A 24,636-nucleotide genomic window follows, 5' to 3' on the forward strand; every position below is an offset into this window, starting at 1 on the left:
CAGTTTAACAGGAAAGGGGAATTTGCGGAAGAATTGACCACTGTTTATTTTGGTTCAGGGACATCCGTTACACGAGCAATGACGAATCCATCGTAACCTTTGCTACCCACCGTTTGCAGTGCTGTAGCTTCAAGCCGGGGGTGATCCGCGATTAACTGCAGGAATGATCGAACGCCTTGAACTCTGGGGTCCGTGCTGTCCGTGCGAATCACTTCACCGTCTCTGACGATATTGTCACCAATAATAAGACTCCCCGGACGAGTCAGTCGCATGGCCCATCTCAGATAATCGGGATTACTTGGTTTGTCAGCATCGATGAAGATCATATCAAACGGTTCCCTGTATTCTTCCTGAACATCTGGAAGGGTGGTTAAGGCAGGGCCAACTCTCAGGTCAACCTTGTGCATAAGTCCTGCACGTGTGAGATTGGTTCGAGCCAAGTCCGCGTGGCGTGATTCCGATTCCAGGGAGACGATACGTCCGTGTTCAGGCAGCGCTCTTGCCATCCAGATGGTACTATAGCCGCCCAGTGTGCCGATTTCAAGTACACGGGATGCACCTTGGATTTGAAGAAGGAGCTGGAGTAACTTTCCTTGATTGGGTGTTACGTCATGAGCGGGCAGTCCAGCTTCGGCATTGGTTTGCAATGTTTGCTCCAGCAGGGAATCGGAGGGGATCAGCAGATCGTTCATGTAGTCATCGACTTGAGTCCAGGTATGCTGTAGTTGGTTCGTATTTGTATTTTTCATCTTCAATGTTCCTTCCTTGGTTCTTGTATTGGATTTCATAATTCAACTATAGATGGAGCAGAAGTATAAATAAAATATATATTATGTATGTTATTATAAATTTAAGTTATGTATTTGACGTGGAAGAGGTGTAACACATGAATCTGCATGGATTACGATTATTTCATGCCATCGTGAGATATGGCGGGGTCACTCGTGCCGCAGAGGAACTGAACATTAGTCAGCCTGCTGTATCTTCCCAGGTGAAAAAGTTTGAACGTGAATTGGGAATTCAGCTTTTTGTTTCGGAGGGGAGAAGACTGGTGCTTACGGATGCCGGGATACAGTTAACTGGTTATGCAGAACGTCTATTCTTGCTGGAGCAGGATGTCGAGAATTTTGTGCAGGATTTTCGGGAGGGTAAGAAAGGACTGATACGTCTTACAGCAACCTATTTGCCTTCAAATTTTCTGTTGCCAAGCTGGATTGCGCGGTTCAAGCAAATGCACGAGGATGTGGAGATTGTTGTGAGCACAACCAACACCCGGATGGCATTTGACCAGTTACTTCGCTATGAGGCAGAGATTGCAGTGTATGGTGGGAGTGGTATTACACATGTGGGTGTCCAATGGGACGAATTGTTTGACGATGAGATGTGGTTTGTTGTGCATCCAGACCATCCGTATGCGGGAAAAGAAATCGAGCTGCATGAGATGATGGCAGAACCGTTCATCATGCGCGAAGAAGGCAGTGCTACTCGTGAGCGACTCGTATCCCTATGCACAACCAATAACCTGGCCGCTCCCCGCATTGCGCTTCAGTTCAACGGGCTGAATGAAACGATCAGTGCGGTGAAGGCAGGTTATGGGGCCAACTTTATATCTTCTTTGGTTGTGAAGGAAGATGTGCGGCAAGGTAAGCTAGCACGTGTGTTCGTTCGAGGAGTACAGCTGAGAAATACGGTTGCCGTATGTACACGAGCAGGGGAAGTGTTGTCACCTGCTGCACAGCATCTGGTCAAGTTTATTCGGCAAGAAGCGTCTTTGATGAAATAAATAGTGCGATTGTACTTAAAGTACGTGTTCAAAAAGACATGTTTTCAGTACCCTAAAGCGGACTTTTGAACAACCTTTTAAAAATGAATAGGTTGCTTCTTCAACTATTGGCCTTCACTTTGCTGTGACCTTCCCCATGCATGCAACCGGGCGTACAAGGTTACGCCGCCAATGATCAGGACAGGAATCCAGACTGCGATCATGGGTACGTGGTGGAATAGCAGTGCGGCTGCAATGACACCGACCAAATAGATGACAACAGCACCTGCACGAAGGTAGGCGTCTGTAGACAGGGCTGTGGCTAACGATCGGATATTAGCATGTCGCAGTCTTTTAAGGATGCTCACGGTGTCCTCAACCACAGCGGCCAGATTATTGGTTAGCACAGTTGTTGAGATGCCAGCAATTCCAATTCGACGTGCCGCAGTTGTTTGCATTCCCATGGCAACGGCTAGGATGACAATTAACAGATAGGACAGTTGTTCTGAAAATGGACTAATCATGGCGATCGCAAACAAGAGGAGCAATATGCTTTCAACCGTAAATACGGCGGTGACCTTAGAAGACCAGCCATTTTTGGTCTGCACAGGTCCAACCATATGCGCTGCAATGGCATTGCCCGCAATAAAACCAATGAGCGCAAGCAATGAGCGGAGCACAACAAATTCCTGAGCACGGGCAATGGCAATACCCAATAAAACAATATTTCCCGTCATGTTGGCTGTCAGCACATGCCCCAGTCCCAGATATCCGATCACATCCACCATTCCGGCAGACATACAGAGAAGCAGCATGGCGTATTTTTGGAGGGTGCTTTGATTCATTCTATCCGTCCTTTCAAAAAAACGTAGCCCTTCCAGTATACAGCCATATCCTATGTGTCTTCAAAATGAAATTCTTAGCGCTGGCTAAGGTGCAGCGAGCCAATCAAACATATTGTTTACCGCTGACTCATGTATTTTCTCGTGAAAATGATGATCCTGCCCGCCATAAGCGTGGAATGTGACGTTTGCACCTCGGCGCTTAAGCCAATGATACATTCGGGTTCCGTGGCTATAATTCACCTGTGTATCTGATGTACCATGCATGATCAGCACCGGACAAGACAGTTTGTTCGCTTTGGATAAGGGAGAACGGGCGAGATAAGCTTCCGGAGCTGCGCGTGGGGAACCACCTAGGACCCGTTTCAATGTGCGCCTCAGGTCGGTTCGCTCCTGGTAAGTGCGTTCCACATCGGAAACACCACTCCAAAGAACCAATTTATGTACTTTATCTGGTCCCTCATTGTAGGCAGTTGCCGTATGTACAGCATTTATGGCCCCACGGGAGAACCCCATTAACGATATTCGAGTCGAGTCGGCAAAAGGTAAACGCTGCATCAACCGGTATGCGGCATGCACATCTTCGACATCTTTCCCGCCATACTCGTCACGACCTTCACCACCTTCGTTGCCACGATAGGATGGGGCGAACACAATATAACCTTTGTGTACAAACTGCTCAAGCCAAACGGTATTTACCCCGCCATAGCTGCCAAGTCCGCCGCGACAATAGATCAGCACCGGCCACTGTTCTTGTGTATGTGCGATATCATGTGTTTTTGCAGCAGGGTAGTAGCTGGCGAGCGGTTGCAGATGTAGAGACTTAAGTGTGGAAGTGAAGTCCGGAAAGGTAGATGAGACAGAGCGGGGATAAGAAGATTCATATGTCGTGATATCACGTAATGAACAACCTCGTGGCAGGAATAAATATGCTTTAACCCGGAGTGTATCGGATGAATACGTCACTTGATAGAGCAGGGAGATCCACCTCTTTTATTAGTAATGAACGGCCCAATGACAGGGATGCTTCTATATGATGCTCGTAAAATCATTTCCCATACCTTCCAGGCTAAATCGCCACCCCGAAGGTGAGAAATTCGTTTATTGGCTTCAGATGATTTATAATGGTTCAGGAGACATGTGGATTGACCGCTTGTCCTCATATTCATAAAACTAACTTTAGTGTGCAGAAAGAAAGGGAGAAAGCCATGATGAACGCTCCACATCCAATCGATCAATTCAAGAAATTTAAATATGAAATTACGAGATTTATGATGATCTATAAATTTGCTCTGGATCAAATGGAGACCAAGATTGAAGTATTGAAGGAAGAATTCCAGTCTCTGCATGATTACAGTCCAATTGAGCATACAAAGTCCAGACTGAAATCTCCTGAGAGCATTATGAACAAGATGTTCCGTAAAAATCATGAGTTAACGTTTGAGAGCATCAAGCAAAATATCAAGGATATCGCCGGGGTACGGATTACATGTTCCTTTATCTCGGACATCTATCGCATTAAGGATATGCTGTGCAACCAGAGTGATCTGCGTGTACTGGAGGTCAAAGACTACATCGAGAATCCGAAGCCAAATGGCTATCAGAGCCTTCACCTTCTGGTGGAAGTGCCTGTATACATGTCCAATGGCGAGGAACGAGCATGTGTGGAGATTCAGATCCGTACAATTGCGATGGATTTCTGGGCGAGTCTGGAGCATAAGATTTTTTATAAATACAATAAGGATGTTCCCGAGCATTTGACGAGAGAGTTAAAGAGTGCGGCAGATTCTGCAAATGCGCTGGATCAACAGATGGAACGACTTCACCGGGAAATTCAGGAGATTAAAGACGCTGAGAACGAACGGGATGAAGAAGAACTGCGCCGTATCATTATTAACAACCAACAGTTCACACTGCCGTCCAACCTGCTCAAGCTGCTGGGAAGCGGGGAGTAGTCCTCGATGAAAAGTACTATAGCTTCATTGAACACGAATTCCACATCCCGTGTACGGATGGCTTTAATTCTGGGGACGCTGTCGGCCTTCGGGCCGTTGTCCCTGGATATGTATTTACCCGCATTACCCACGCTGGCTGATGAGTTCGGTTCATCGACCTCATATGCTCAACTCAGTCTGACGGCGTGTATGATTGGACTTGCGGTGGGGCAGCTGCTTGCCGGACCTCTAAGTGATGTACGTGGTCGGCGAACACCGCTCATTGCAGGACTTGTGCTCTATACTATAGCTTCCATACTCTGCCTGGTCAGCCCTACGATGGGCTCTTTTGTTGTGCTACGGTTCATTCAGGGTGTAGCCGGAGCGGCAGGGATCGTCATCTCACGGGCAATCGTCAGAGACGTATATTCGGGCCCGGAACTGACACGGTTCTTCTCCCTGTTAATGCTGATTAACGGCGTAGCCCCGATTGCAGCACCGATCATTGGTGGACAATTGTTGACATATACGTCATGGCGGGGCGTATTTATTTTGCTTAGCCTCATCGGTATCCTGACACTGTTGGCTGTTATTTTCGGTCTTGGAGAGACATTGCCCTCCAACCGCAGATCAAGCGGGGGATTGAAACAGACGTTGATTACGTTTCGCCAAATCGCAGGCGATCGTCAGTTTATGGGTTATGCGTTGACTCAGGGTTTCGTAGCGGCTGGCATGTTTGCCTACATATCCGGTTCACCGTTTGTGCTTCAGAAAATATACGGGGTATCCCCGCAAATGTTTAGTATGTGTTTTGCCATAAACGGGCTTGGTATTATTCTGGCCAGTCAGGTTGCCGGCAGACTTGCAGGTAAGGTATCTGAAACCCGCCTGTTAATCGCGGGGCTGTTAACCGCGGCGCTGGGAGGAACATCACTGCTCATCGCCATTCTGGCTGAAGGTAATCTAATCTCTGTACTGATTCCATTATTTTTGGTGGTATCCAGTGTCGGGCTGGTCAATACTGCGTCCTTCGCCCTGGCAATGGCCAATCAGGAGAAGTCTGCAGGCAGTGCGTCTGCGCTTATTGGTGTGATGACGTTCCTGTTCGGTGGTATCGTTGCTCCACTCGTAGGTCTCGGAGGAGAAGGCACAGCAGTGCCAATGGGAATCGTTATCGCGTGTGCTGACCTCGGTGCTTTGGTGATTTACTTCCTAATGGTCAGTAGGGGCAGGAAGCGTCAGGCGTTGAGTTAAATGAACCGAATCTGGTTAACAGAACGAAAAAGAGCCTCAATTGGAAGGAATCATGCTTCCAAGCGGGGCTCTTGTTGTAGGCAAGGACAAGTCTAGCAGAGCGCAAACAAAATTTGTGTATTGGACAGAATTCCTGGCGTGAGAAATGGATAGAAGTAGCCCACCACAAAACCAAACAGATTGATGGCGGGCCACATCAGGTACACATCATTGTATGTGAAGACAAGAGACCACCGGTTGTAGCAAAAGTTGGGCAGTGCACGTTCTTCGTTTTCTCGAGGTGCCGCTGCACCCGTCTGTGCAAATTGCACAGCTTGAGTAAGACTTTGCGGCTGTTGCTGGAGGAAGAGCGGAAGCAGACCCGGGCTGCTTTTGATCAGGTTATACAGAAAAATCATCTCTGCCGGAGGCTGACCTACTGGGCGAGGATAGGCACTAAGCAGTGTCGACAGATTGCCTTGTGCCAGTTGCGCAGGCACGCCCGGTGCTGTACCCGGGATTGTCCCCGGAATGCCTCCAGGGATATATGGACCTGATCCTCCGCCTGGAATGAATGGAGGATAGGAGCCTTGACCGCCAGGTGTACCCGGATACGTCTGACCACCCGGTATGCCGCCACCCCCGCCTCCTGGGAACAGTGGAGGCAATTGATAGGAGCGGTCTTCTCCATAACTTATATAAGGGTTATATTCGTAATACATGTACAGAACATCCTTCCTGTCGTCGTATTCTGCATTCAGCATATGGCGGCATTCGCCTATAGGTGAATCCCGTCAAGAAGATTTTATATGATCCACTCGGGACATAATCGAATTGACAACTGGACTGATAACAATTATCATTGTCAATGGACTCGGACAAATGTACATACGGATATTATATGTATCAATAATAGTATCATTTTTTGAACGTAGATATCTGTCACAATCACGCCGACTAACGTTTTCATATTGAAAGGGGATAATAAATTGTTTAAGAGAAATAGAAAGATGATTACACTTTTGATTACGGTGATGGTCATGTCCATCTGGTTAGCAGCATGTGGAGCGAAGCCGGCAGAGAACGACACAACAACCGAGACAGAAACGCAAACAGAAGCGGCTACAGAGCGCACTTTAACAGATGCTATGGGACACAAAGTAACCATCCCCGCTAACCCGGAGCGTGTCATCGCGTCTTATCTGGAAGACAATCTGGTAACACTAGGTGTTAAGCCAGTTGCCCAGTGGTCGGTAGCCAACGGAATTCAGGAATATCTGCAAAAAGATCTGAATGGTATCCCGACGATTGCTTTTGATCTGCCTTTTGAAGCGGTAACAAGCTTTAACCCGGATCTGATTATTATTGGTTCTCAAAGTATGGTTGAAGGAGAAAAATACGAACAGTATAGTAAGATTGCACCTACCTATGTACTTGGTGATGAGATCAATAGTGACTGGCGCAAAACACTGTTAAAAATCGGGGAAGTATTGAATAAGAGTGCTGAAGCCCAAAAAGCGCTGGATGATTACGAAGTTAAAGCTACAGAAATCAAGGAAAAGATCAACAACGTTACAGGTGGAACAAAATCAGCAGCGGCCATTTGGTTGGTTAGCGGCAAGTTCTTTATTGTAAGTGACAATGTATCAAGTGGAGAAGTAATGTACAAAGAGCTTGGACTTCAAGAGCCTGAAGTTGTAAAAGAAATCTCTGCCAATGCAACAGGTAACTGGTCATCCATCTCTTTGGAGAAGCTGGCGGAAATGGATGTCGACTACTTGTTCTTTGTGAATAGTGATGAAGGTACTGGGGCGGAAGCACTGAAAGATCCAGTGTGGCAAAGTATCCCGGCTGTGAAAAATGGCAACTTGTTTGAATTCACTAGGTCCAGCAGCTGGTTGTACAGTGGAGTTCAAGCGAACCTCCAAATTATGGAGGACATTCAGAACAGCATTGTTAAATAAGAATTCGTCGATATGAAAAAGCATGTTCCTACTTCCTGGTGCAATAGGCACCAGGGAGTTTTTTTGTTAATTCAGCATTTTACGTTATATAATAAATATGAGTGTGTGATCGTGTCTTGAAGTGAAATGGACACTTTTTACACGAGCAGGGAAGGGGATATTACATATGTATTCATTGGATCCACGTGAAATAACGGGAAGAGACAACTATAAACTGATGAGTGGTTCGGTGGTACCACGTCCTATTGCTTTTGTGACGACACGTTCAGATGAGAATGATGTGATCAATGCAGCGCCTTTCAGTTTCTTCAATGTGGTTAGTTCGGACCCACCGCTGTTATCCATATCCGTTGCACGTAAAGACGGCATGATGAAAGATACTGCACGTAATGTACTTGCTCATAAAGAGCTGGTCGTGCATATATGTGATGAAGCAATCATAGCAGAAGTAAATGAGACAGCAGCTATCCTTGAACCCCATGAAAGTGAGCTTGAGCGGACGAAACTGACTACAGTGCCAAGTACAAAGGTCGCCGTGCCAGGAATAAAGGAAGCACTAATTCGGATGGAGTGTGAGCTGTATCAGCACATTCCCATTACCAACGATGATGGCAAACCGATGAGTGATCTGTTGCTGGTACGCATAGTGCAGTATCATTTCAGAGAAGAGGTCTATAATCCGGACAAGGGGTACATCCTGATGGATCATTTGAAACCAGTCAGCCGACTTGCGGGTAATGATTATGCCAAGCTCGGAGAGAGATTCACCATAATTCGGCCTGAATAGTTATGAAAGATCCTATATGTAATTTGTGAAAGGGTTTAACCCTGTAGATAAAGGCGGACAACACATGCGAAACTCGCATAGGTTGTCCGCCTTTCGTTGTGATATGAACATAAACGGGACAGGGAGTGAATAGACTTGTACTATATCCTGCACATTTCTATATGAACCTATTTGATATACAGGTTGATTAAAAAGCACACTTTTGATTACGAAGGACAAGACTATATAGGGAGGTTAAGCCGATGAATCAGCTTGAGGAAACTACAGGGGCAAGTATTATGGGTATAGGAACGGCGTGGCCAGCCCACCGTATTGAGCAAAAGGATGTGTCTGCCCGTCTCGCACAGGCGCTGGAGCATGAGCCGGATGCGAGAAGATGGGCGAAACGAATCTTTAATCAGTGCGGTGTAGAGACTCGGTATACGTGTGAACCGAATCTGCTTGAGCCTGTGGATTCTTGCCGATATTTACCTTTCACTAGTAGGGAGGAAGTTCCGACTACATCCGAGCGTATGGGCAAATACAAAGCTGCTGCTGTTCCCCTTGGTCTGGAGGCGGCCGAACAGGCGCTTCAGGATGCAGACGTATCCTCCTCGGAAATTACACATCTCATTACGGTGAGTTGCACGGGGCAATTCCTGCCCGGACTTGATGTTCGGCTGATCCAGCAGCTTGAACTGTCACCGCAGATCAACCGGATTCCCCTGGTGTTTCAAGGATGTGCAGCGGGTCTGAAGGCGATACAACTGGCGAATTCCATTGTAACGACAGATCAGAAGGCTACGGTTCTCATTGTGTGTGTGGAGCTGTGCACTCTTCATTTTCAGCCATCTGCCAAACGGGACGACCTGTATGCTGCATCGTTCTTTGGTGATGGTGCCTCTGCCTGTGTTATTGGTGCGTCTGGGACAGACCGCAATGAATGTTTTCGACTAGGCCGTGGATACTCAACGCTGCTCCCGGATTGTACAGAAGAAATGATCTGGGAAGTGGGCAATACAGGCTTTGACCTCTACCTGTCACCACAGATTCCGAAGCTGCTTGGTTTGCATCTCGGGCCAGAGGTTGAGCGGCTGCTTGAAGGGGGCAGTCTACCTGAAATATGGGCGATCCATCCGGGAGGCAGAGGCATCGTGGATGCCGTTCAGAAGTTGTATCAGTTGACAGATGAGCAGGTCTCATACAGTCGTAACATCCTGCGGGATTATGGCAACCTATCGTCTGTGACGATTCTCTTTGTACTTCAAGCCATCCGCGAGGATTACAGACAGAAAGAAGATCATTCGAGTGGAATAGCGCTTGCCTTTGGACCTGGACTGACCGCAGAATTACTTCCTTTTACATACATTCCTGTCCCCATGGCGAACAGAACGCCTGTTAAGCATGGCATCCATTAGTTCGCGAATCCGAGTGAAGGAGACATGCACCGCAAGTGGTCGGATGTGCGTACGATCTTACCGATGAACGTAATCGAATGACTAATCTGATCGCAGAGGAGCTTAGGTATGGCTTATCGCAGACTTGCTGCCTTCATCAGCCGATATCCACGGTTCATTATTCTCTGCTGGGTATTTATCATCGGGATGTCAGCGGTCTGGGCGTGGAGATTGCCTGACATTGTCCAGGACCACGGATTGAAATGGGTTCACGGGGATGCGCAAGCGGTTGAGCTTGTTCTGGAGGATGAATTCGCTTCTCCTGCTAATCCGGTTATTCTGGTTTTTGAGAAAAAGGAAAGTACCTCGCCGTTAGAGTTCCGTCAGTGGATCAGGGAACGTCTGACACAGGTTCAAGTGTTGCCTGCCGTAACCTCTATCACGTTCCCTCCGGATGCTAGCGAAAATCTGACGCTGCAAGATCACAGGGCATATGCCCTTGTGAAGATGGATGTGCCCCCGCATCAGATGGGTCCTCCGATTGAGCAGTTGCGCGCCGTGCTGGCTACAGACGGTCCGGGTACGGTCCAACTGACCGGCAAGGCCGTCGTACAACAGGATGTGAATCATCTGAGCTTTCGTGACCTGGAACGGGCAGAGATGGTGGGGCTGCCGATTGCCCTAATCGTTCTGTGCTTCGCTTTCAGGGGTCTATATGCCGCATTGATTGCTGTTATGATGGGCATCAGTGCTGTGATTACCGCTATGGGAGCCACAACGCTCCTTGGTTATCATCTGGAACTGTCCAACTTCATCATCAACGTCATTCCCATGGTGGGTATGGCACTCAGTATAGATTTTGCCCTGATCATTCTGAGCAGGTACAGGGAAGAAGTTCAGCGGGACTACGAAGATGAAGGCAAAGCTAACGTTACGGGCAGCAGCCTGGATATGCAGAGCGAGGTTTTGCGAAGCGAGATTCTTCAGCGAACATTACGTACAGCAGGCAGAGCAGTGTTGTTCTCGGCAGCTTGCGTACTCCTTGGGCTGCTGGGTCTACTCTGGATCAGGCTGCCGATGTTTCTGAGTGTCTCCTTGGGGGCAGTCATTGTTCTGCTCCTATCGCTACTGTTAAATGTTACGCTGCTGCCAGCACTACTGTCACTGTCTGCGGATCGGGTCTTCAGGCAAAATTCAGTACATTTGTTACCTCGAGGCTCAGTGTGGCACAGATGGTCAGCAATGGTCATGAAACGACCAGTCAGCATGGCAATCGGAGGTACGGTTATGCTGCTCACGTGTGTCTATCCAGTGACCCGGCTGGAACTGTCCGTCCCGGATGCCTCTTCACTGCCAGCCAGAATGGAGTCCCGCCAGGCAGCAGAGCTGTTGCAGCATGATTATGGTCAAAAAAATACCTCCACCATCGAGATCGTGATTGGCGGACAGCAGGAACGGTTGACTGCCTCACACTGGCAGATGGCCCACAACAAAGCACGTCAATTACTCCAGGACTCGGACGTATTGAGCATTGTTTCACCATGGGGCCTATTACAGCCGGAACAGAATGGCTCACAAAGCCTTTTTAGAATTCCACCGTCGTCACTGACTTCTGCCATAGAAGGCAAGGAGTCAACAAGGATGGCATGGCTGCGTTCAACAGTCTCTGATCATTCAATACGATTGGTAGCCACCGTGCATGGGGAGCCTGGATCGGAGCAGGTCGCAGACTGGCTGGAACGAATGAGGAATAACGATCATGCACTAGGTTCGAACAACGTAAAATTACGTTATGGTGGGGAAGCTGCCAAGCAGGTTGAAATCATGCAGGAAGTTACCAATCAACTGCCCAAAGTGCTGGTATTTGTAGTGGTATCCAATTATCTTGTGTTACTGGCGGCATTCCGATCTCTACTCATTCCAATCAAGGCCATTGTGATGAATCTGCTCAGTTTAGCCGCTTCATTTGGCATATTGGTGTGGGTGTTTAATGAAGGACATCTGGGCATGGAGCAATCAGCCATTGCCATTATGATTCCTGTATTCATTGCAGGATTGGTGTTTGGCATATCCATGGATTACGGGGTGTTTATGCTAAGCCGTATTCAGGAAGTGTATAGACAAACCGGAGACAGTGATGTGGCTGTCCAACAGGGATTGGCTTCTACAGGTCGTCTGGTTACTTCCGCAGCGGCAATTCTGCTTGCGGTGACCGTGCCGTTTGCTTTTGCTGAAGTTGCAGGTGTGAGGCAGTTAGGGATCGGAATCACGGCAGCGGTTTTGATTGACGTTACATTGATCCGCCTAATATTGGTACCTGCGTTGATGAGATTGATGGGCAGGTGGAATTGGTGGCTGCCAGGTCAGATCAAATGAAGGGTATTTCCGTAACCTGTCTTCAGGTTGGAGATACCCTTTTTGGCTAGAAATCGTATGATTCTATTCAAAACAGGCAAACATGTTCAATTCACGGGTTACATCAATGTTCTATAATGGATGGAATTAATTCCATATGACAGTCTTTCATCTACGTTATTCTACGAAAAGCAGGAGGGACACAGGCCCATGTCGGATATTGAAGCCTATTTACAACAACAAACGAATCTCCGTGGTCGTTCCGCGTATCAGGCAGATCAACCTCTGGAGTTATGGCGCAGTCAGTTACGTACCCGCTTGAAAGAACGGCTGGGCGGTTTTCCAACAATGGTAGCAGCACTGAATCCTGTCTTACTGGAGCGCATTACATGTGACGGGTATATCCGGGAGCGGATCGAAATCACAACCTATGCAGGACTTCGCATGCCTGTCTATTTATTAATTCCAGGTGATGGAAGCGTTATTGGTACAAAGAGACCTGCTATCGTTGCTTGTCATGGGCATGGCTACGGTAGCCGGGAGATATCGGGCATGGAACCGGATGGGTCACCACGGACAGGAGAGCCCGGATTACACAAGGACTTTGCAGTAGCGTTTGTAAAGCGTGGATATGTGGTTGCGGCTCCAGAGTTGCTCGGATTTGGTGATCGAAGATTGGAAGAGGACCGCGATGCGCCACCAGGAGCAAGTTCCTGTACGAAGATTGCTGCGCATCTGCTCATGGTGGGGAAGACCCTCGCCGGTCATAGGGTGTATGAGACAACACGTGTACTGGATTATGTATCGACCCGGCCAGAAGTGGATTCGGAGCGAATTGGAAGCATGGGTATTTCGGGCGGTGGGTTGGTGACCGCATTTACAGCCGCGTTGGATGAACGCTTCCGTGCAGCTGTAGTAAGTGGTTATGCAAGTACATTCCAGGGCAGCATACTGGATCGGAACCATTGTCTGGACAACTATGTGCCAGGTATCCTGCGTGAAGCGGAGTTGCCGGATATCATCGGCCTGATTGTACCTAGACCACTCTTTATTGAAGCCGGAAGTGATGACCAGGTGTTCCCGATCCAGACAGCAAGAGAGGCGTATGCGCGTTTGACACACATATATGAGCAGGCGGGAGCATCAGAATCACTGGACGCGGATTTCTTTACAGGTGGACATGAGATTAGCGGAGCAAAGGCCTATGACTGGCTTGATCGAGTTCTGTGAAGTTGTGGATCATGCACCAATTTAATTCTAATTCGAGAGGAGAATTCAGTGATGAAATGGTCAGCATCGGTAAAGTTTTTGCTCTGCCTTGTTTTGTTTGCAAGTGGGATGGGCATCGGTCTGGGAAGCAGTGGAGGGCAAGTCGCGGAGGCAGCAACGGACAATTACAGATTTGATTTTGGTTCGGGTCCTGTTGAGAGCGGTTACACAGGCGTGTCCGCAGGAGATGCCTACACGGCTACCAAAGGTTATGGATTCAACACACCTGCCAATATGCGAAATGTGTCTGCCTCTGGAAGCGGAGTGATGAGTGACGCCGTACAGTTTCTGACGTTTGGCACGAAGAGCAACAATACCTTCAATGTGAACCTGTCCAATGGCCTATATGAGGTCAAAGTGGTTCTGGGCAATACAGCCAGAGCAAGTGTGGCGGCAGAAGGGGTGTACCAGATCATCAACATGACGGGTAACGGGGCGACGGATCAATTTCAAATTCCAATAACTGACGGGCAACTCAATCTGCTTATTACGGAGGGAAAGGCAGGTACTGCATTTACACTCAGCGCACTCGAGATCCGAAAGATATCCAATCAGACCGTAACCAACCGCACGATTTACATCGGTGGTGACTCAACGGTTTGCAATTACTATCCGCTTGGCAGCAGTGTACAAGGAGGGTGGGGACAGCTGTTACCGTCTTATGTGAACAACGCTACCTTCCAGGTTCGCAATATGGCATCAAGTGGTCAGTTTGCGAGAGGATTCCGCGATGATGGTCAGATGGAGGCCATTCTCAAGTATATCAAGCCGGGAGACTATTTTATTTTGCAATTCGGAATTAACGATACCAATGCCAAGAACAATACAACGGAGGCGCAGTTCAAAGAGATCATGCGGGATATGGTGCGTCAGGCGAAGAACAAAGGAGCAACGGTCATCCTCTCCACGCCCCAGGGCCGGGCAACAGACTTTAATACAGCCAATGTACATCAAGCGGAGAACCGCTGGTACAATCAATCCACACGTGCACTCGCTCAGGAAGAGGGGGTTACCCTTGTTGAACTGAACAAGCTGAGTTCTGCCTATTTCACGTCTATTGGTCCTGCGGCAACACTTGCTCTGTATATGACAGGGGATAGTCTGCATCCGAATCGTCAAGGGGCTGCGGAGCTTGCACGTATTGTGGCTGCGGATCTGAGAAGACAGGGACTTAGTGGATTCTGACGTGCAATTTAATCGGCTCTGCATGATCCGGATTTGATATGATCTGTGTGTGAAAAATAAAAAAATACCCCCGGGAACAATCCGCGAAACGGGCGGCTGATTCTCGGGGGTATTCGCTATGCCTGAGATGGAGGATTACTCCATCATGTCTTTGGCTTCATGGTTCACCTTTTTACCTTTTAACAAGGGTTCCAGTTCATCTTGAACGCTCTGCTCCCAGAGCGGTACATCTGTCCGATAGGCAGCCCGTCCGTTCAGATGTCCGGCGACCGGAGCCGTGATGAATACAAACAGGATACCTAGCAACAAGCGGGCACTGATATAGTTATCGAAGTACCAGAAGTAGAAAAACGTAGCGCTTAGTACACAGAACACTCCCAATGTCATACTTTTGGTTGCGGCATGGGCTCGCAGATATACATCGGGCAGACGAATAAGTCCGAACGCACTCAGGGCACTAAGTAATGCACCAAGCAGTACGAGCAAACCTATAGCTGTTTCAGCGGTCACCTTAACGATCTCCATCATTTTTGAATACCGCCCCCCGTTCAATATAACGTGCAAATGCCACTGTACTTAGAAAAGCCAGAATGCCAATCAGCAAGATGATATCCAGATAGGCCTGGGTTTGCAGCATCATCGACAGAACGGCAACGATCGCAATCACATTGATACCAATGGTATCCAATGCTGTAATCCGATCGGCCATGGATGGTCCCCGAAGCACCCTGTACAAGCACCCTAGTATGGCTAAAGAGAGAATGAGCAATGAGATGAACAACAGTGAGGATAACATTAACGCGTCACCTCCATAATTGCTTTTTCGAATGTATTTTGAATATCATCTCTCATTTTCTGTTCATCCTTGATATCCAGCGCGTGGATAAACAGTTTGCGTTGATTACCCGAGATCTCAAGTGGCAGAGAACCTGGTGTTAATGAAATAAGCAGGCAGAGCAGGGTGACCTCCCAATCCGAGGACAATTGAGTTTTATACGTAAAAATACCGGGCCTTATGTCGAGCTTGGGCTTGATAATCTGGCGTATAACCTCAATGCTGGCTCGCACCAGTTCCTTGAACAGCAATGTAATCAGTTTGAAGATGGCCCAGACTCGAACAATATAGAAGCGCTGGGGGAAGAATCTGCGCATTCCCCCGATGAGCAGCAGTCCGAGCAGGTAACCTATGAGAAAACCAACACCATTCCAGGCGTTGTTCAGAAACATCCATACAAAAGCAATGATAAGATTCAGTACAATCTGAAAGGCCATAGACATCTACTCCTTCAATACGGCATCAATATAAATATTGGGATGCAGTAGAATATCGCCTGCGCGGGAGGTCAATTGGAACATGCCTTCAGCCCCCACACCCATTACGATGATGAATACAAACAGAATTCCGGCAGGAATCAGCAGGCCGTTCACCGCGTATGGGCGTCTGGCAACCCCGGCTGGCGCTTCGCCCCAGAACGCTTGTATGAAGATGCGAAGTACCGAATATAACATCAACAAGCTCGAAAGCACCGCAATGCCGGTCAGACCATATAAGCCTGCTTGCAAGCCACCTTCAAAGAGAAGCAACTTCCCTGGAAAACCACTGAATGGAGGTAAGCCTGCCAAGGCAAGTGCGCTAATAAAGAACATCCAGCCGAGCAGCGGATAGCGATGGATCAGCCCGCCCATGTTGTCGAGTTTGGATGTTCCGGCCACAGCGATCAAGGCACCGCCGAGCAGGAAGAGCAATGTTTTGATCAACATGTCATGCAACATGTAGAAGAGCAGACCTTCCAGCGCAGGGCGACTGGCTGAAGCCATACCAAAAGCGACAAAACCGACACCTGCGACCACGTTGTAGATGAGAATTTTGTTCACATCGCGGTACGAGATCGCACCGATGACACCAAGAACCATTGTTGCACCAGCCATCCATCCGATCAGGGTATGGAAGAAATCAGGATCATGATAGAAGATCAGTGTGAATGTTCGCACAATGGCGTACAAGCCAACCTTGGTGAGCAATCCTGCGAACAATGCAGTGACGACAGCAGGTGGTGCCGCATAAGAGCCCGACAGCCAGAAGAACAGGAACAGTCCGGCCTTGATGCTAAATACGATCAGGAAGAGGACGGCAATTAAGGTAATGACTCCGCTCTGTCCCACTTCAGCAATTTTCACGGACAAGTCTGCCATGTTCAGTGTGCCAGTAATGGAGTAGAGGAAGCCAATGGAAGCGACGAACAGGGCTGAAGAAACGATGTTAATCAAGACATATTTGATCGTTTCACGGAGCTGTCTTTCCGTACCTCCCAATACAATCAGTGCATAGGAAGAGATGAGCATCAGTTCAAAGCTGACAAACAAATTGAACAAATCTCCGGTTAGGAACGAACCATTAACTCCTGCAATCAGAAAATGAAAGAACGGATAGAAATGATGTTCTTCTCTCTCCTTGTTTACACTGCGGAAAGCATACAGCAGACAAGCCAGCGCAATGATGGAAGCAGCAACAACAAGCAACGCAGACACCATGTCAGCAACTAGCACAATACCATAGGGAGGTGCCCATCCGCCCATATTAAGCGTTAGCACTCCAGTTTGAGTTACACGAGTAATGAGTATCGTTGAGACCGCTGCTGTAAACAAAAGTCCGATGACACTAATGATCCGCTGGATATTTGTTTTTCGGAAAAAGAGTAAAGCCAGAACACCTGTAATCAAAGGCAATAGAATCGGCAGAACGACGAGATTATTCATATGGGCGCCCCCTTACTTCTTCCATATCGTCTGTTTTCAACTTCAGATAAGAACGATAGGAGAGAACAAAGAAGAACGCAGTGAGTCCAAAATTAATTACAATTGAAGTTAGTATTAAAGCCTGAGGAAGAGGATCGACATAACGTTCAGCCATCTCCCCAAGCAGGGGTGGTGCCCCTGTTTTGAGACGTGACATGGTGATTAAAAGCAGATGCACACCATGGGTTAGTATGGACATGCCAAGTACGATTCGGAGCAGGCTCCGCGACAAGATTAAAAAGACGGCAACCGCAAACAGAATGCCAACGGCTACACACATCAATATTTCCATATCAGCGATCCTCCCCGATCTGTAGAATGATGGTCATGGTGACACCCAGGACAGCGAGATACACGCCAAGATCAAACAGCATAGCCGTGGCGAGTTCTGTCTCTCCCAGCAAAGGAAGTTCGAAATAACCGAAGGTTTGGCTTAGGAACGGAACTCCGAATATAAATGAACCTGCACCTGTCAGTAACGCTATACCCAATCCGATCCCTGTGAGAACACGGAAGTCAACGGGTAACGCTTTGCGTATCGTATCCGTACTGAATGCCAGGGCAATCAATACGAGCGCTGCCGCTGTTACCAAGCCGCCGATAAAACCTCCGCCCGGATTGTGGTGTCCTGCGAAGAACAGGTGCATGGCAAATGTCAGAATGATGAACACAACGACCTTGGTGGTTGTTTGCAGCAATACATCATTACTCTGCAAAGGTACAGTATCCCATGAGGATGAGCTCCGTTCCCGGTTACCATACTTTTTCGTATTGTCCGCTTCATCATCCAGAGCAGGTTCGGACTCCTGAATTTCGTCCTTCTTACGGAACTTCAAGCGAGCTCCGAGATCTTTTGCTTCGAGGTTCAGATTAATCATGGAGTAGATGGATAATGAAGCAACACCAAGCACCATTATCTCCAATAATGTATCGAAGCCACGGAAATCAACCAACAATACGTTCACGACATTTTTACCACCAGCAGACTCATACGCTTCCTGAAGGAAAAAGGTAGAAATGCTGTCCAGTGATGCTGTTCCGCTTGCAGCTAGTGCAACAAAGGTCATCACAACACCGACTGCAATTGCTACGATCATATTTACCGTGAGATAACTGCGGCTTGATTTGCCACGTTGCAATTCAGGCAGATGGTAGAAGCAGAGCAGGAACAATGCAACCGATACGGTCTCGACAATCATCTGTGTCAATGCCAGATCCGGCGCCCGAAAGAGTACAAACAGCAGGGTTACGATGTAACCAACCGCACCCGTCATAATGACTGCCGACAGTCTGTTTTTGGCAAAAGGAATTGAAACCGCAGCACCGATGAGGGTGACTAGCAGAACGACCTCATAAAATGAGAAAGGTGCATTGCCCTGCAGATTCCATGTTATATTTTCACCTGAACGGAAGAAGGCATAGACCAACAAGGCGACCGTGAATGAGAAAATGTAAACCAGATAATTACGAACCGAGCCATTCATATAGGCTTCCGTCCATTTGCGTGCATAATGCTGAAGATTATCCAGTACAACATGGTACATATTGTTAATCGTTAATCCTTGCGGATAGTGCTCATAAATATTCCTCCATCGTGGCAACAGCTTGTAGAGGGTGATTCCGAGAATCACAACTCCGATCGTCATAATCAGTTCCGGAGTCCATCCATGCCACAGGGAGAAATGTACATCGAAGCGCTCATTCCCATCTAAGAGGGATGGAAGCACCGCGGCCATGGCCGGTTCAATCAGTGATCCGGCCAGCAGATTCGGGAAGAGTCCGAATACGACGACAAGAACACCTAGAACAACAGGCGGAATGAGCATACCAGCGGGCGCTTCGTGCAACTTCTCGGCAGGGATCTCGCTTCGGCTACGACCGAGGAATGTTTTGAACACGATAATAAGCGCATAGATCAGGGTAAACACACTTGCAAGCCAAGCCAATACCGGCAATAGAACACTCCAGGACCCAAGTCCAAAGATTCGCAGATGCGTGACTTCAACCATCGCCTGGAAGAATAACTCCTTGCTTAGGAATCCGTTGAACGGTGGTATACCCGCCATAGCAAGTGATCCGATCAATGCTACGGTGAATGTAATTGGCATGAATGAAGCAAGTCCACCGAGCTTTCGGATGTCTCGTGTACCCGTTTCATGATCGACAATGCCTACAACCATGAACAGAGCGGCTTTGAATGTCGCATGATTAAACAGGTGAAGCAGCGCAGCGGTTATTGCCACGGTGTACATCGCAGAGGATTCGCCATATCCGAAGTAGAGAGCAGCAGATCCAACCCCTAAAAGGGACATGATCAGACCAAGTTGAGAGATGGTCGAATAGGCGAGAATCGCTTTGAGATCGTTTTTTTTCACCGCCAGGAATGATCCATAACACAAAGTCAGAAGACCAACGCCGGTAACGAGCCAGAACCAGAGTCCCTGTCCACCGAAGATCGGTGTAAACCGGGCCACAACATACAGTCCGGCCTTGACCATCGTGGCTGAATGCAGGTAGGCACTGACAGGTGTCGGAGCTTCCATGGCATCCGGCAACCAGATATGGAACGGAAATTGGGCTGACTTGGTGAAAGCCCCAATCAGGATCAAGACAAGCGCTGGCAGAAATAGGGCGCTCTCCTGAAACTGTCCCAAACCTGCAATAGTCGCACGAATACTGAAAGTTCCGGTAATGAGATACATCATCATGAATCCGGTAAGCATGGCGAAACCGCCAAATACCGTAATCAGGAATGATTTTTGTGCTCCTGAAGTCGAGGCTTTACGTTTGTAATGAAATGCGATCAACAGGAATGACGTAATACTGGTCAATTCCCAGAATCCGTAGAGCACGATCATATTATCAGACAGCACCACGCCCAACATGGCTCCCATGAACATCAACAGATACAGGTAGAAGCGGTTTAACGCTTCTTTCATATCCATGTAGAAGATGGAGTAGAGAACAACGAGGACACCGATTCCGGTGATTAGCAGTGTCAGCATGAGGCTCAGACCGTCCAGGTACAGGTTAAATCCAATGTCCAGTGAAGGAATCCATGGGATATTACCGGATACGGTATTGCGCTGTGACACAGCGGGTATGAGGCTCGCAAAGTATACAAATAATAGTGCCGGAACAAGAAGAACCGGCCATCCCAGATGAATTTTACGGAAGAAACGATGCAGCACGGCAAGGAGAATGCCAGCGGCAAAAGGCAGAATAACAGCAACATGAAGCAGGCTCAACATTACACCCCCAATGTTTAGAATTTCGACTACTCTCTCTGTGACATACAGGCGCATAATCCTCAAAGGATATGCTTGCTCTCTATATTCATAACCCAAGTATGTATATACAGAATCGTGTCTATTCTTTGAATGGAAGAAACACGGTGAAGATTTCAGTAATTATTGTATGGGAATGTATAATAAATAAACACACAAGTTCCGATAAATATGAAAACGATTAGGTGACATTCCGTGTACCCTTTGCAGCATAGTTATGTTGAAAAGTAAGATGGTTTCACCGTGTAATGGAGGAAATGATGTCATTCAAGATCAGAACTGTGCTTACTGTCATCTTCGCTGTGTTATCCCTGCTGGTTACCTTGACGATCGGATCTATTTTTAGCCAAAAGTCATTCGTTGCTGTAGAGACAGAGATTGGTCATTCACTTACAGGTACGGCCGCACAGGCTTCGGACAAGCTGGATCGGTTTATGTCCGCGCGCGCAGGTGAGCTGGATCTGCTGGGCCGAATGGCTTCGTTGGAAGATGGTTTCCAACCGGATGAGATTCAGATGTTGCTGGATCAACTACAAGATAGCTTTCCCTCATTCTCATGGGTTGGATTCATGAACCCGAAGGGAAAAGTGTTAGCTGCGACAGATGGTATCTTGCTGGGGGAAAATTTATCAGAGCGACCTGTGTATCAGGAAGGGATCAAGGGTAAATTCATTGGAGATGTGCATAACGCAGTACTTCTTGCCAAGCTGCTACCAAATCCAACGGGAGAGCCGTTGCAATTTGTCGATATCAGTTTTCCACTGAAGGATAGCAAAGGACATATTCAGGGTGTGCTCGCTGCACATTTAAGCTGGGAATGGGCGAAGGAAGTCGAAGAATCCGTGCTTGCCCCATTGAAAAGAGAAGAAAAGGACATTGAGTTCTTTATCGTAAGCAAAAAGGAACGTACAGTGCTCCTGGGGCCGAAGGAATGGATCGGGAAACCATTAGTATTGCCCGGCATCGAAGAGGCCGAGCGCAACAAAAGCAGCTGGTCCATTGAAGAGTGGCCAGATCGTAAGGAATATGTGACAGGGTTTGCCTACAGCCAGGGTCACCTGGATTATCCCGGATTAGGCTGGACCGTAGTCATTCGTCAAGTCAAGTCGACTGCTTTTGCTTCTGTGTTTGACCTGATGTGGTTTAATGTGTGGGCGGGACTCGCTATTACTGTGCTGTTTGCACTCATTGGCTGGTTTGTCTCACGTCTGATCTCTGCCCCGCTTGTGCGTCTTACCAGAGTGGCCAATCGACTGCGAGCAGGGGAAGAGCTTGAAATTCCCGAGAATAAGGGGATTACGGAGATTGAAGTGTTGTCCCGTTCGCTTCGAGATATGCTTACCTCTCTCACGAATAAAGACTCAGAACTGGTCGTAATGCAGAATCTGGCGCATTATGATCAGTTGACTAGTCTGCCAAATCGCACTGCCCTTGAAGTTTATCTGGAGGAGTCTCTGGAGACCGAAAGTGAAAATCACACGCTGACTTTTCTCTATCTGGATCTCGATGGATTCAAACGTGTCAACGATACGCTTGGACATCAGGTTGGAGATGTTCTGTTACAGAAAGTGGCTCAGCGTCTGTGCTCTCTTGGTCAGGAGAAGGGCATTACGGTCCGATTGGGCGGAGATGAATTCCTGATTGTACTTCAGTCGGTTGGAAGTCATCCGAGGGAAGAAGCCAGCGCTTATGCAGAAACCGTCATTCAAAGTCTGAACAAGCCGTTTATTATTGAATACGAGCGAATTCGAATTGGATGTAGCATCGGAGGGGCTGAATATCCAACCAACAGCAATAACCCAAGTGAGATTATCCGGATGGCGGATGAAGCGTTGTATGAGTCCAAACGTGCAGGCAAGAACAGAATGACATTTTATTCCGAGTTGAAGCAGGATCGTTAGCGTATAATAACATTAGCTGGGTTATCCCAATCACCTTTGCGCTTATCATCTTATAGACAAGGAGGGGTGAAATGTCTAGTAAATATGCATCGGTACCTTACGGTTATGAGCCACCTGTCGACAGCCAGAGAGGGACACTGACTTTTTATGACTCGTTCGAACATGTGACTGATGAGCAACTCGAACGCGCTGCTGAAACGGTGGACACTCGTTCATTTAAGCAGCTCGTGCTGTATCCTTTACACGAGAGCACGTTTAAGCGAATGAGCAAGGATACAATACAGGCATATTACAAAAGAGAAGACCGCTTGCATGATTGGCGGCGGGAACATCCAACTTCACGTATACGTGTGGAGGGGCTTGAGGGCAAGAGAAAGAAATATACGCCTGTGGATAGCGCGCTGCGCCATATCACGTCGGAGTACCCAGCTCCTCATTTCTTGTATATGACAACTGAAATGGCGAATATGTTTGCTTCATTTGATTCCTTCAAGGATTGGATCAAAGAGCTGCGTCTCATCATTGACGGACCATCAGGTGATCTTCATCCCAGGCTGGAGCAAAATCGTCATCGCTGGGAATGGGCGGAATGAAAACGTAGACGTATAAAGAGATTCAGCCTGCTGATCATATGCAAACCCAAAAAAGTTGTGCTGTACAAACCGGGATTCCGGTGTACAGCACAACTTTTTTATTTATATTTTCTCTACGAAGGACGAAGTCAGGTCAAGTGATGTTACGGTTTTATTTTTACCTGTTCGTTTGGCGGCATACAGACAGGCATCTACTTCCTCAAACAATTTATCTTTACTTAGATTAGGATTGTAACTTTTGAGACCGATACTCACTGTGATGGAAGCTCCTCCAAGTTCCAGGTGGCCCATCAGGGCAATTTTCTGACGAATTCGTTCCACCAAGGCATAGGCCTGCTTGAAAGATTGCTCAAACATCAATAAGGCGAACTCTTCGCCCCCGTACCGTGCTGCAATATCACTTGAGGTAATGGTTTCCTGGATGATCAGGGACACTTTCTCCAGAATGATGTCTCCAACCCGATGACCATAAGTATCATTAATGGATTTGAAGTCATCAATATCGATCAGGGCCAGATGCATACTCATGCCGCTGTTTGCATACTCAAATGCTTTTTCGTAATAATCCTTGAACGAGCTTTGATTATAAAGGTTGGTTAAGCCATCTGTTTTGGACTGTTTGGTCATAATGGCATTTCGCACAATAAGGTCCTGCTTGGCGAGCATACTGGCCTGAAGATCAACCAGCACTTCAACTCCGCTGGTTACGATAACTTGTGCTACATATGTACCTAGGATTAAAAAAGCAGGAATCGATACCATGTCAAATGAAGACAGGTACAGTCGATAGAACGGATCGAACAGAACCAGAAGATAACCCATCATCTGCATCATGCAAACAATCCATACTCTCTTTTTACTGAAAAACAGTACCGAAGCGAAGATGGGCAACAGGCAGATCGCTAGTATAATTCGAATGTCATAATTGACATGAATTATCGTCCAGGCGATAACCGTGCTGGCTATAGACATGGTGTAAAAGGAATATGAACTGAAGCGCCGATCTACCCAACTTGCTAGCAAAATGCATGAACTGCTGATGGTCGTAGGCCAGAACAGGACATTCATCAAGAAATCTATAGGGGTGCGATCATAATCCAGAAATAGGAAACAGCCTATCTGAATGACTAAATGTGAGGTAATGACAATCCAGTAGGCATGAAGCATTTTTTTGATCCATTTGGAATGCTTGAATTCGTATTCAGTTGGGATGTGGCTAGTGTGCGTATGGAAACTCTTCATATATCACCGCTGACTGCATCATAATGGTACGACAGAATTACTCTAGTATATGATAATTATAAATCACAATGCACAAAACGCAAATCATTATATTTAAAGCATGGGAACTA

General features: G+C 47.6%; 22 protein-coding genes. 11 read left to right on the top strand and 11 right to left on the bottom strand.

Annotated elements, in window-relative coordinates; genetic code table 11:
- Positions 1-44: 44 nt before the first annotated feature.
- Entirely contained in the window at positions 45-749 is a 705-nt protein-coding gene (locus tag NKT06_RS12700) for an O-methyltransferase (protein ID WP_253434537.1), read from the bottom strand.
- A gap of 137 nt (positions 750-886) precedes the next feature.
- Here NKT06_RS12700 and NKT06_RS12705 point away from each other — a divergent pair, with 137 nt between their 5' ends.
- Positions 887-1,783, top strand: coding sequence for a LysR family transcriptional regulator (locus NKT06_RS12705; RefSeq protein ID WP_253434539.1), 897 nt, complete (start codon positions 887-889; stop codon positions 1,781-1,783).
- Between the two features lie 104 nt (positions 1,784-1,887).
- Here NKT06_RS12705 and NKT06_RS12710 read toward each other — a convergent pair whose 3' ends face one another.
- Positions 1,888-2,607 carry a YoaK family protein gene (locus NKT06_RS12710; protein ID WP_253434542.1) on the bottom strand — a complete coding sequence of 240 codons (720 nt, stop codon included), beginning with the start codon at positions 2,605-2,607 and terminating at the stop codon, positions 1,888-1,890.
- Between the two features lie 84 nt (positions 2,608-2,691).
- Positions 2,692-3,570 carry an alpha/beta hydrolase family protein gene (locus NKT06_RS12715; protein ID WP_483311572.1) on the bottom strand — a complete coding sequence of 293 codons (879 nt, stop codon included), beginning with the start codon at positions 3,568-3,570 and terminating at the stop codon, positions 2,692-2,694.
- A gap of 245 nt (positions 3,571-3,815) precedes the next feature.
- Between NKT06_RS12715 and NKT06_RS12720 the strand changes: the two genes are divergently transcribed.
- Together NKT06_RS12720 and NKT06_RS12725 are read left to right on the top strand one after the other, a co-directional pair.
- Positions 3,816-4,559: a GTP pyrophosphokinase gene (locus NKT06_RS12720; protein WP_062834047.1), complete on the top strand. Its 744-nt coding sequence runs from the start codon at positions 3,816-3,818 to the stop codon at positions 4,557-4,559.
- A 6-nt stretch (positions 4,560-4,565) separates the two neighbouring features.
- Positions 4,566-5,792 (top strand): multidrug effflux MFS transporter, encoded by a 1,227-nt coding sequence (locus NKT06_RS12725; protein ID WP_253434547.1) that lies wholly within the window; start codon positions 4,566-4,568, stop codon positions 5,790-5,792.
- A gap of 92 nt (positions 5,793-5,884) precedes the next feature.
- On the opposite strand, the gene NKT06_RS12730 is transcribed toward NKT06_RS12725, so the two are convergent.
- Entirely contained in the window at positions 5,885-6,493 is a 609-nt protein-coding gene (locus NKT06_RS12730; RefSeq protein ID WP_253434550.1) for a hypothetical protein, read from the bottom strand.
- A gap of 288 nt (positions 6,494-6,781) precedes the next feature.
- On the opposite strand from NKT06_RS12730, the gene NKT06_RS12735 reads away from it, so the two are divergent.
- From NKT06_RS12735 to NKT06_RS12760, 6 genes are all read left to right on the top strand, one after another.
- Entirely contained in the window at positions 6,782-7,735 is a 954-nt protein-coding gene (locus tag NKT06_RS12735; RefSeq protein WP_253434552.1) for an iron-hydroxamate ABC transporter substrate-binding protein, read from the top strand.
- Positions 7,736-7,901: 166 nt separating this feature from the next.
- Positions 7,902-8,522 carry a flavin reductase family protein gene (locus NKT06_RS12740; protein WP_253434555.1) on the top strand — a complete coding sequence of 207 codons (621 nt, stop codon included), beginning with the start codon at positions 7,902-7,904 and terminating at the stop codon, positions 8,520-8,522.
- A gap of 242 nt (positions 8,523-8,764) precedes the next feature.
- On the top strand, positions 8,765-9,919 hold the full coding sequence (locus tag NKT06_RS12745; RefSeq protein WP_253434557.1) for a type III polyketide synthase: 1,155 nt from the start codon (positions 8,765-8,767) through the stop codon (positions 9,917-9,919).
- Between the two features lie 108 nt (positions 9,920-10,027).
- On the top strand, positions 10,028-12,274 hold the full coding sequence (locus NKT06_RS12750) for an MMPL family transporter (protein WP_253434559.1): 2,247 nt from the start codon (positions 10,028-10,030) through the stop codon (positions 12,272-12,274).
- 189 nt (positions 12,275-12,463) lie between these two features.
- A complete protein-coding gene (locus tag NKT06_RS12755) occupies positions 12,464-13,483 on the top strand; it encodes a dienelactone hydrolase family protein (protein WP_253434562.1) in 1,020 nt (339 codons plus the stop codon).
- Positions 13,484-13,591: 108 nt separating this feature from the next.
- On the top strand, positions 13,592-14,707 hold the full coding sequence (locus NKT06_RS12760; protein ID WP_301290341.1) for a rhamnogalacturonan acetylesterase: 1,116 nt from the start codon (positions 13,592-13,594) through the stop codon (positions 14,705-14,707).
- Between the two features lie 135 nt (positions 14,708-14,842).
- On the opposite strand, the gene mnhG is transcribed toward NKT06_RS12760, so the two are convergent.
- The 6 genes from mnhG to NKT06_RS12790 are packed head-to-tail and all read right to left on the bottom strand — an operon-like array spanning position 14,843 to position 20,751.
- On the bottom strand, positions 14,843-15,235 hold the full coding sequence (gene mnhG, locus NKT06_RS12765) for a monovalent cation/H(+) antiporter subunit G (RefSeq protein ID WP_076249568.1): 393 nt from the start codon (positions 15,233-15,235) through the stop codon (positions 14,843-14,845).
- The gene (locus tag NKT06_RS12770) at positions 15,219-15,503 is read right to left on the bottom strand and encodes a Na(+)/H(+) antiporter subunit F1 (RefSeq protein ID WP_017688855.1); all 285 of its coding nucleotides are present in this window, start codon (positions 15,501-15,503) and stop codon (positions 15,219-15,221) included. The genes mnhG and NKT06_RS12770 overlap by 17 nt, the downstream gene beginning before the upstream one ends.
- Positions 15,503-15,979, bottom strand: coding sequence for a Na+/H+ antiporter subunit E (locus NKT06_RS12775; RefSeq protein WP_036608718.1), 477 nt, complete (start codon positions 15,977-15,979; stop codon positions 15,503-15,505). The genes NKT06_RS12770 and NKT06_RS12775 overlap by 1 nt, the downstream gene beginning before the upstream one ends.
- 6 nt (positions 15,980-15,985) lie before the next feature.
- On the bottom strand, positions 15,986-17,464 hold the full coding sequence (locus NKT06_RS12780; protein ID WP_253434567.1) for a Na+/H+ antiporter subunit D: 1,479 nt from the start codon (positions 17,462-17,464) through the stop codon (positions 15,986-15,988).
- On the bottom strand, positions 17,457-17,795 hold the full coding sequence (locus NKT06_RS12785) for a Na(+)/H(+) antiporter subunit C (protein ID WP_036670645.1): 339 nt from the start codon (positions 17,793-17,795) through the stop codon (positions 17,457-17,459). The genes NKT06_RS12780 and NKT06_RS12785 overlap by 8 nt, the downstream gene beginning before the upstream one ends.
- Before the next feature lies 1 nt (position 17,796).
- The gene (locus tag NKT06_RS12790; RefSeq protein ID WP_253442518.1) at positions 17,797-20,751 is read right to left on the bottom strand and encodes a Na+/H+ antiporter subunit A; all 2,955 of its coding nucleotides are present in this window, start codon (positions 20,749-20,751) and stop codon (positions 17,797-17,799) included.
- A gap of 296 nt (positions 20,752-21,047) precedes the next feature.
- Between NKT06_RS12790 and NKT06_RS12795 the strand changes: the two genes are divergently transcribed.
- A complete protein-coding gene (locus NKT06_RS12795; RefSeq protein WP_253434570.1) occupies positions 21,048-22,691 on the top strand; it encodes a sensor domain-containing diguanylate cyclase in 1,644 nt (547 codons plus the stop codon).
- Between the two features lie 71 nt (positions 22,692-22,762).
- Entirely contained in the window at positions 22,763-23,284 is a 522-nt protein-coding gene (locus tag NKT06_RS12800; protein WP_253434573.1) for a hypothetical protein, read from the top strand.
- 102 nt (positions 23,285-23,386) lie between these two features.
- Here NKT06_RS12800 and NKT06_RS12805 read toward each other — a convergent pair whose 3' ends face one another.
- A complete protein-coding gene (locus NKT06_RS12805; protein WP_253434576.1) occupies positions 23,387-24,526 on the bottom strand; it encodes a GGDEF domain-containing protein in 1,140 nt (379 codons plus the stop codon).
- Between the last annotated feature and the right edge of the window lie 110 nt (positions 24,527-24,636).

It is taken from the genome of Paenibacillus sp. 1781tsa1 (assembly GCF_024159265.1).
Lineage (GTDB): Bacteria > Bacillota > Bacilli > Paenibacillales > Paenibacillaceae > Paenibacillus.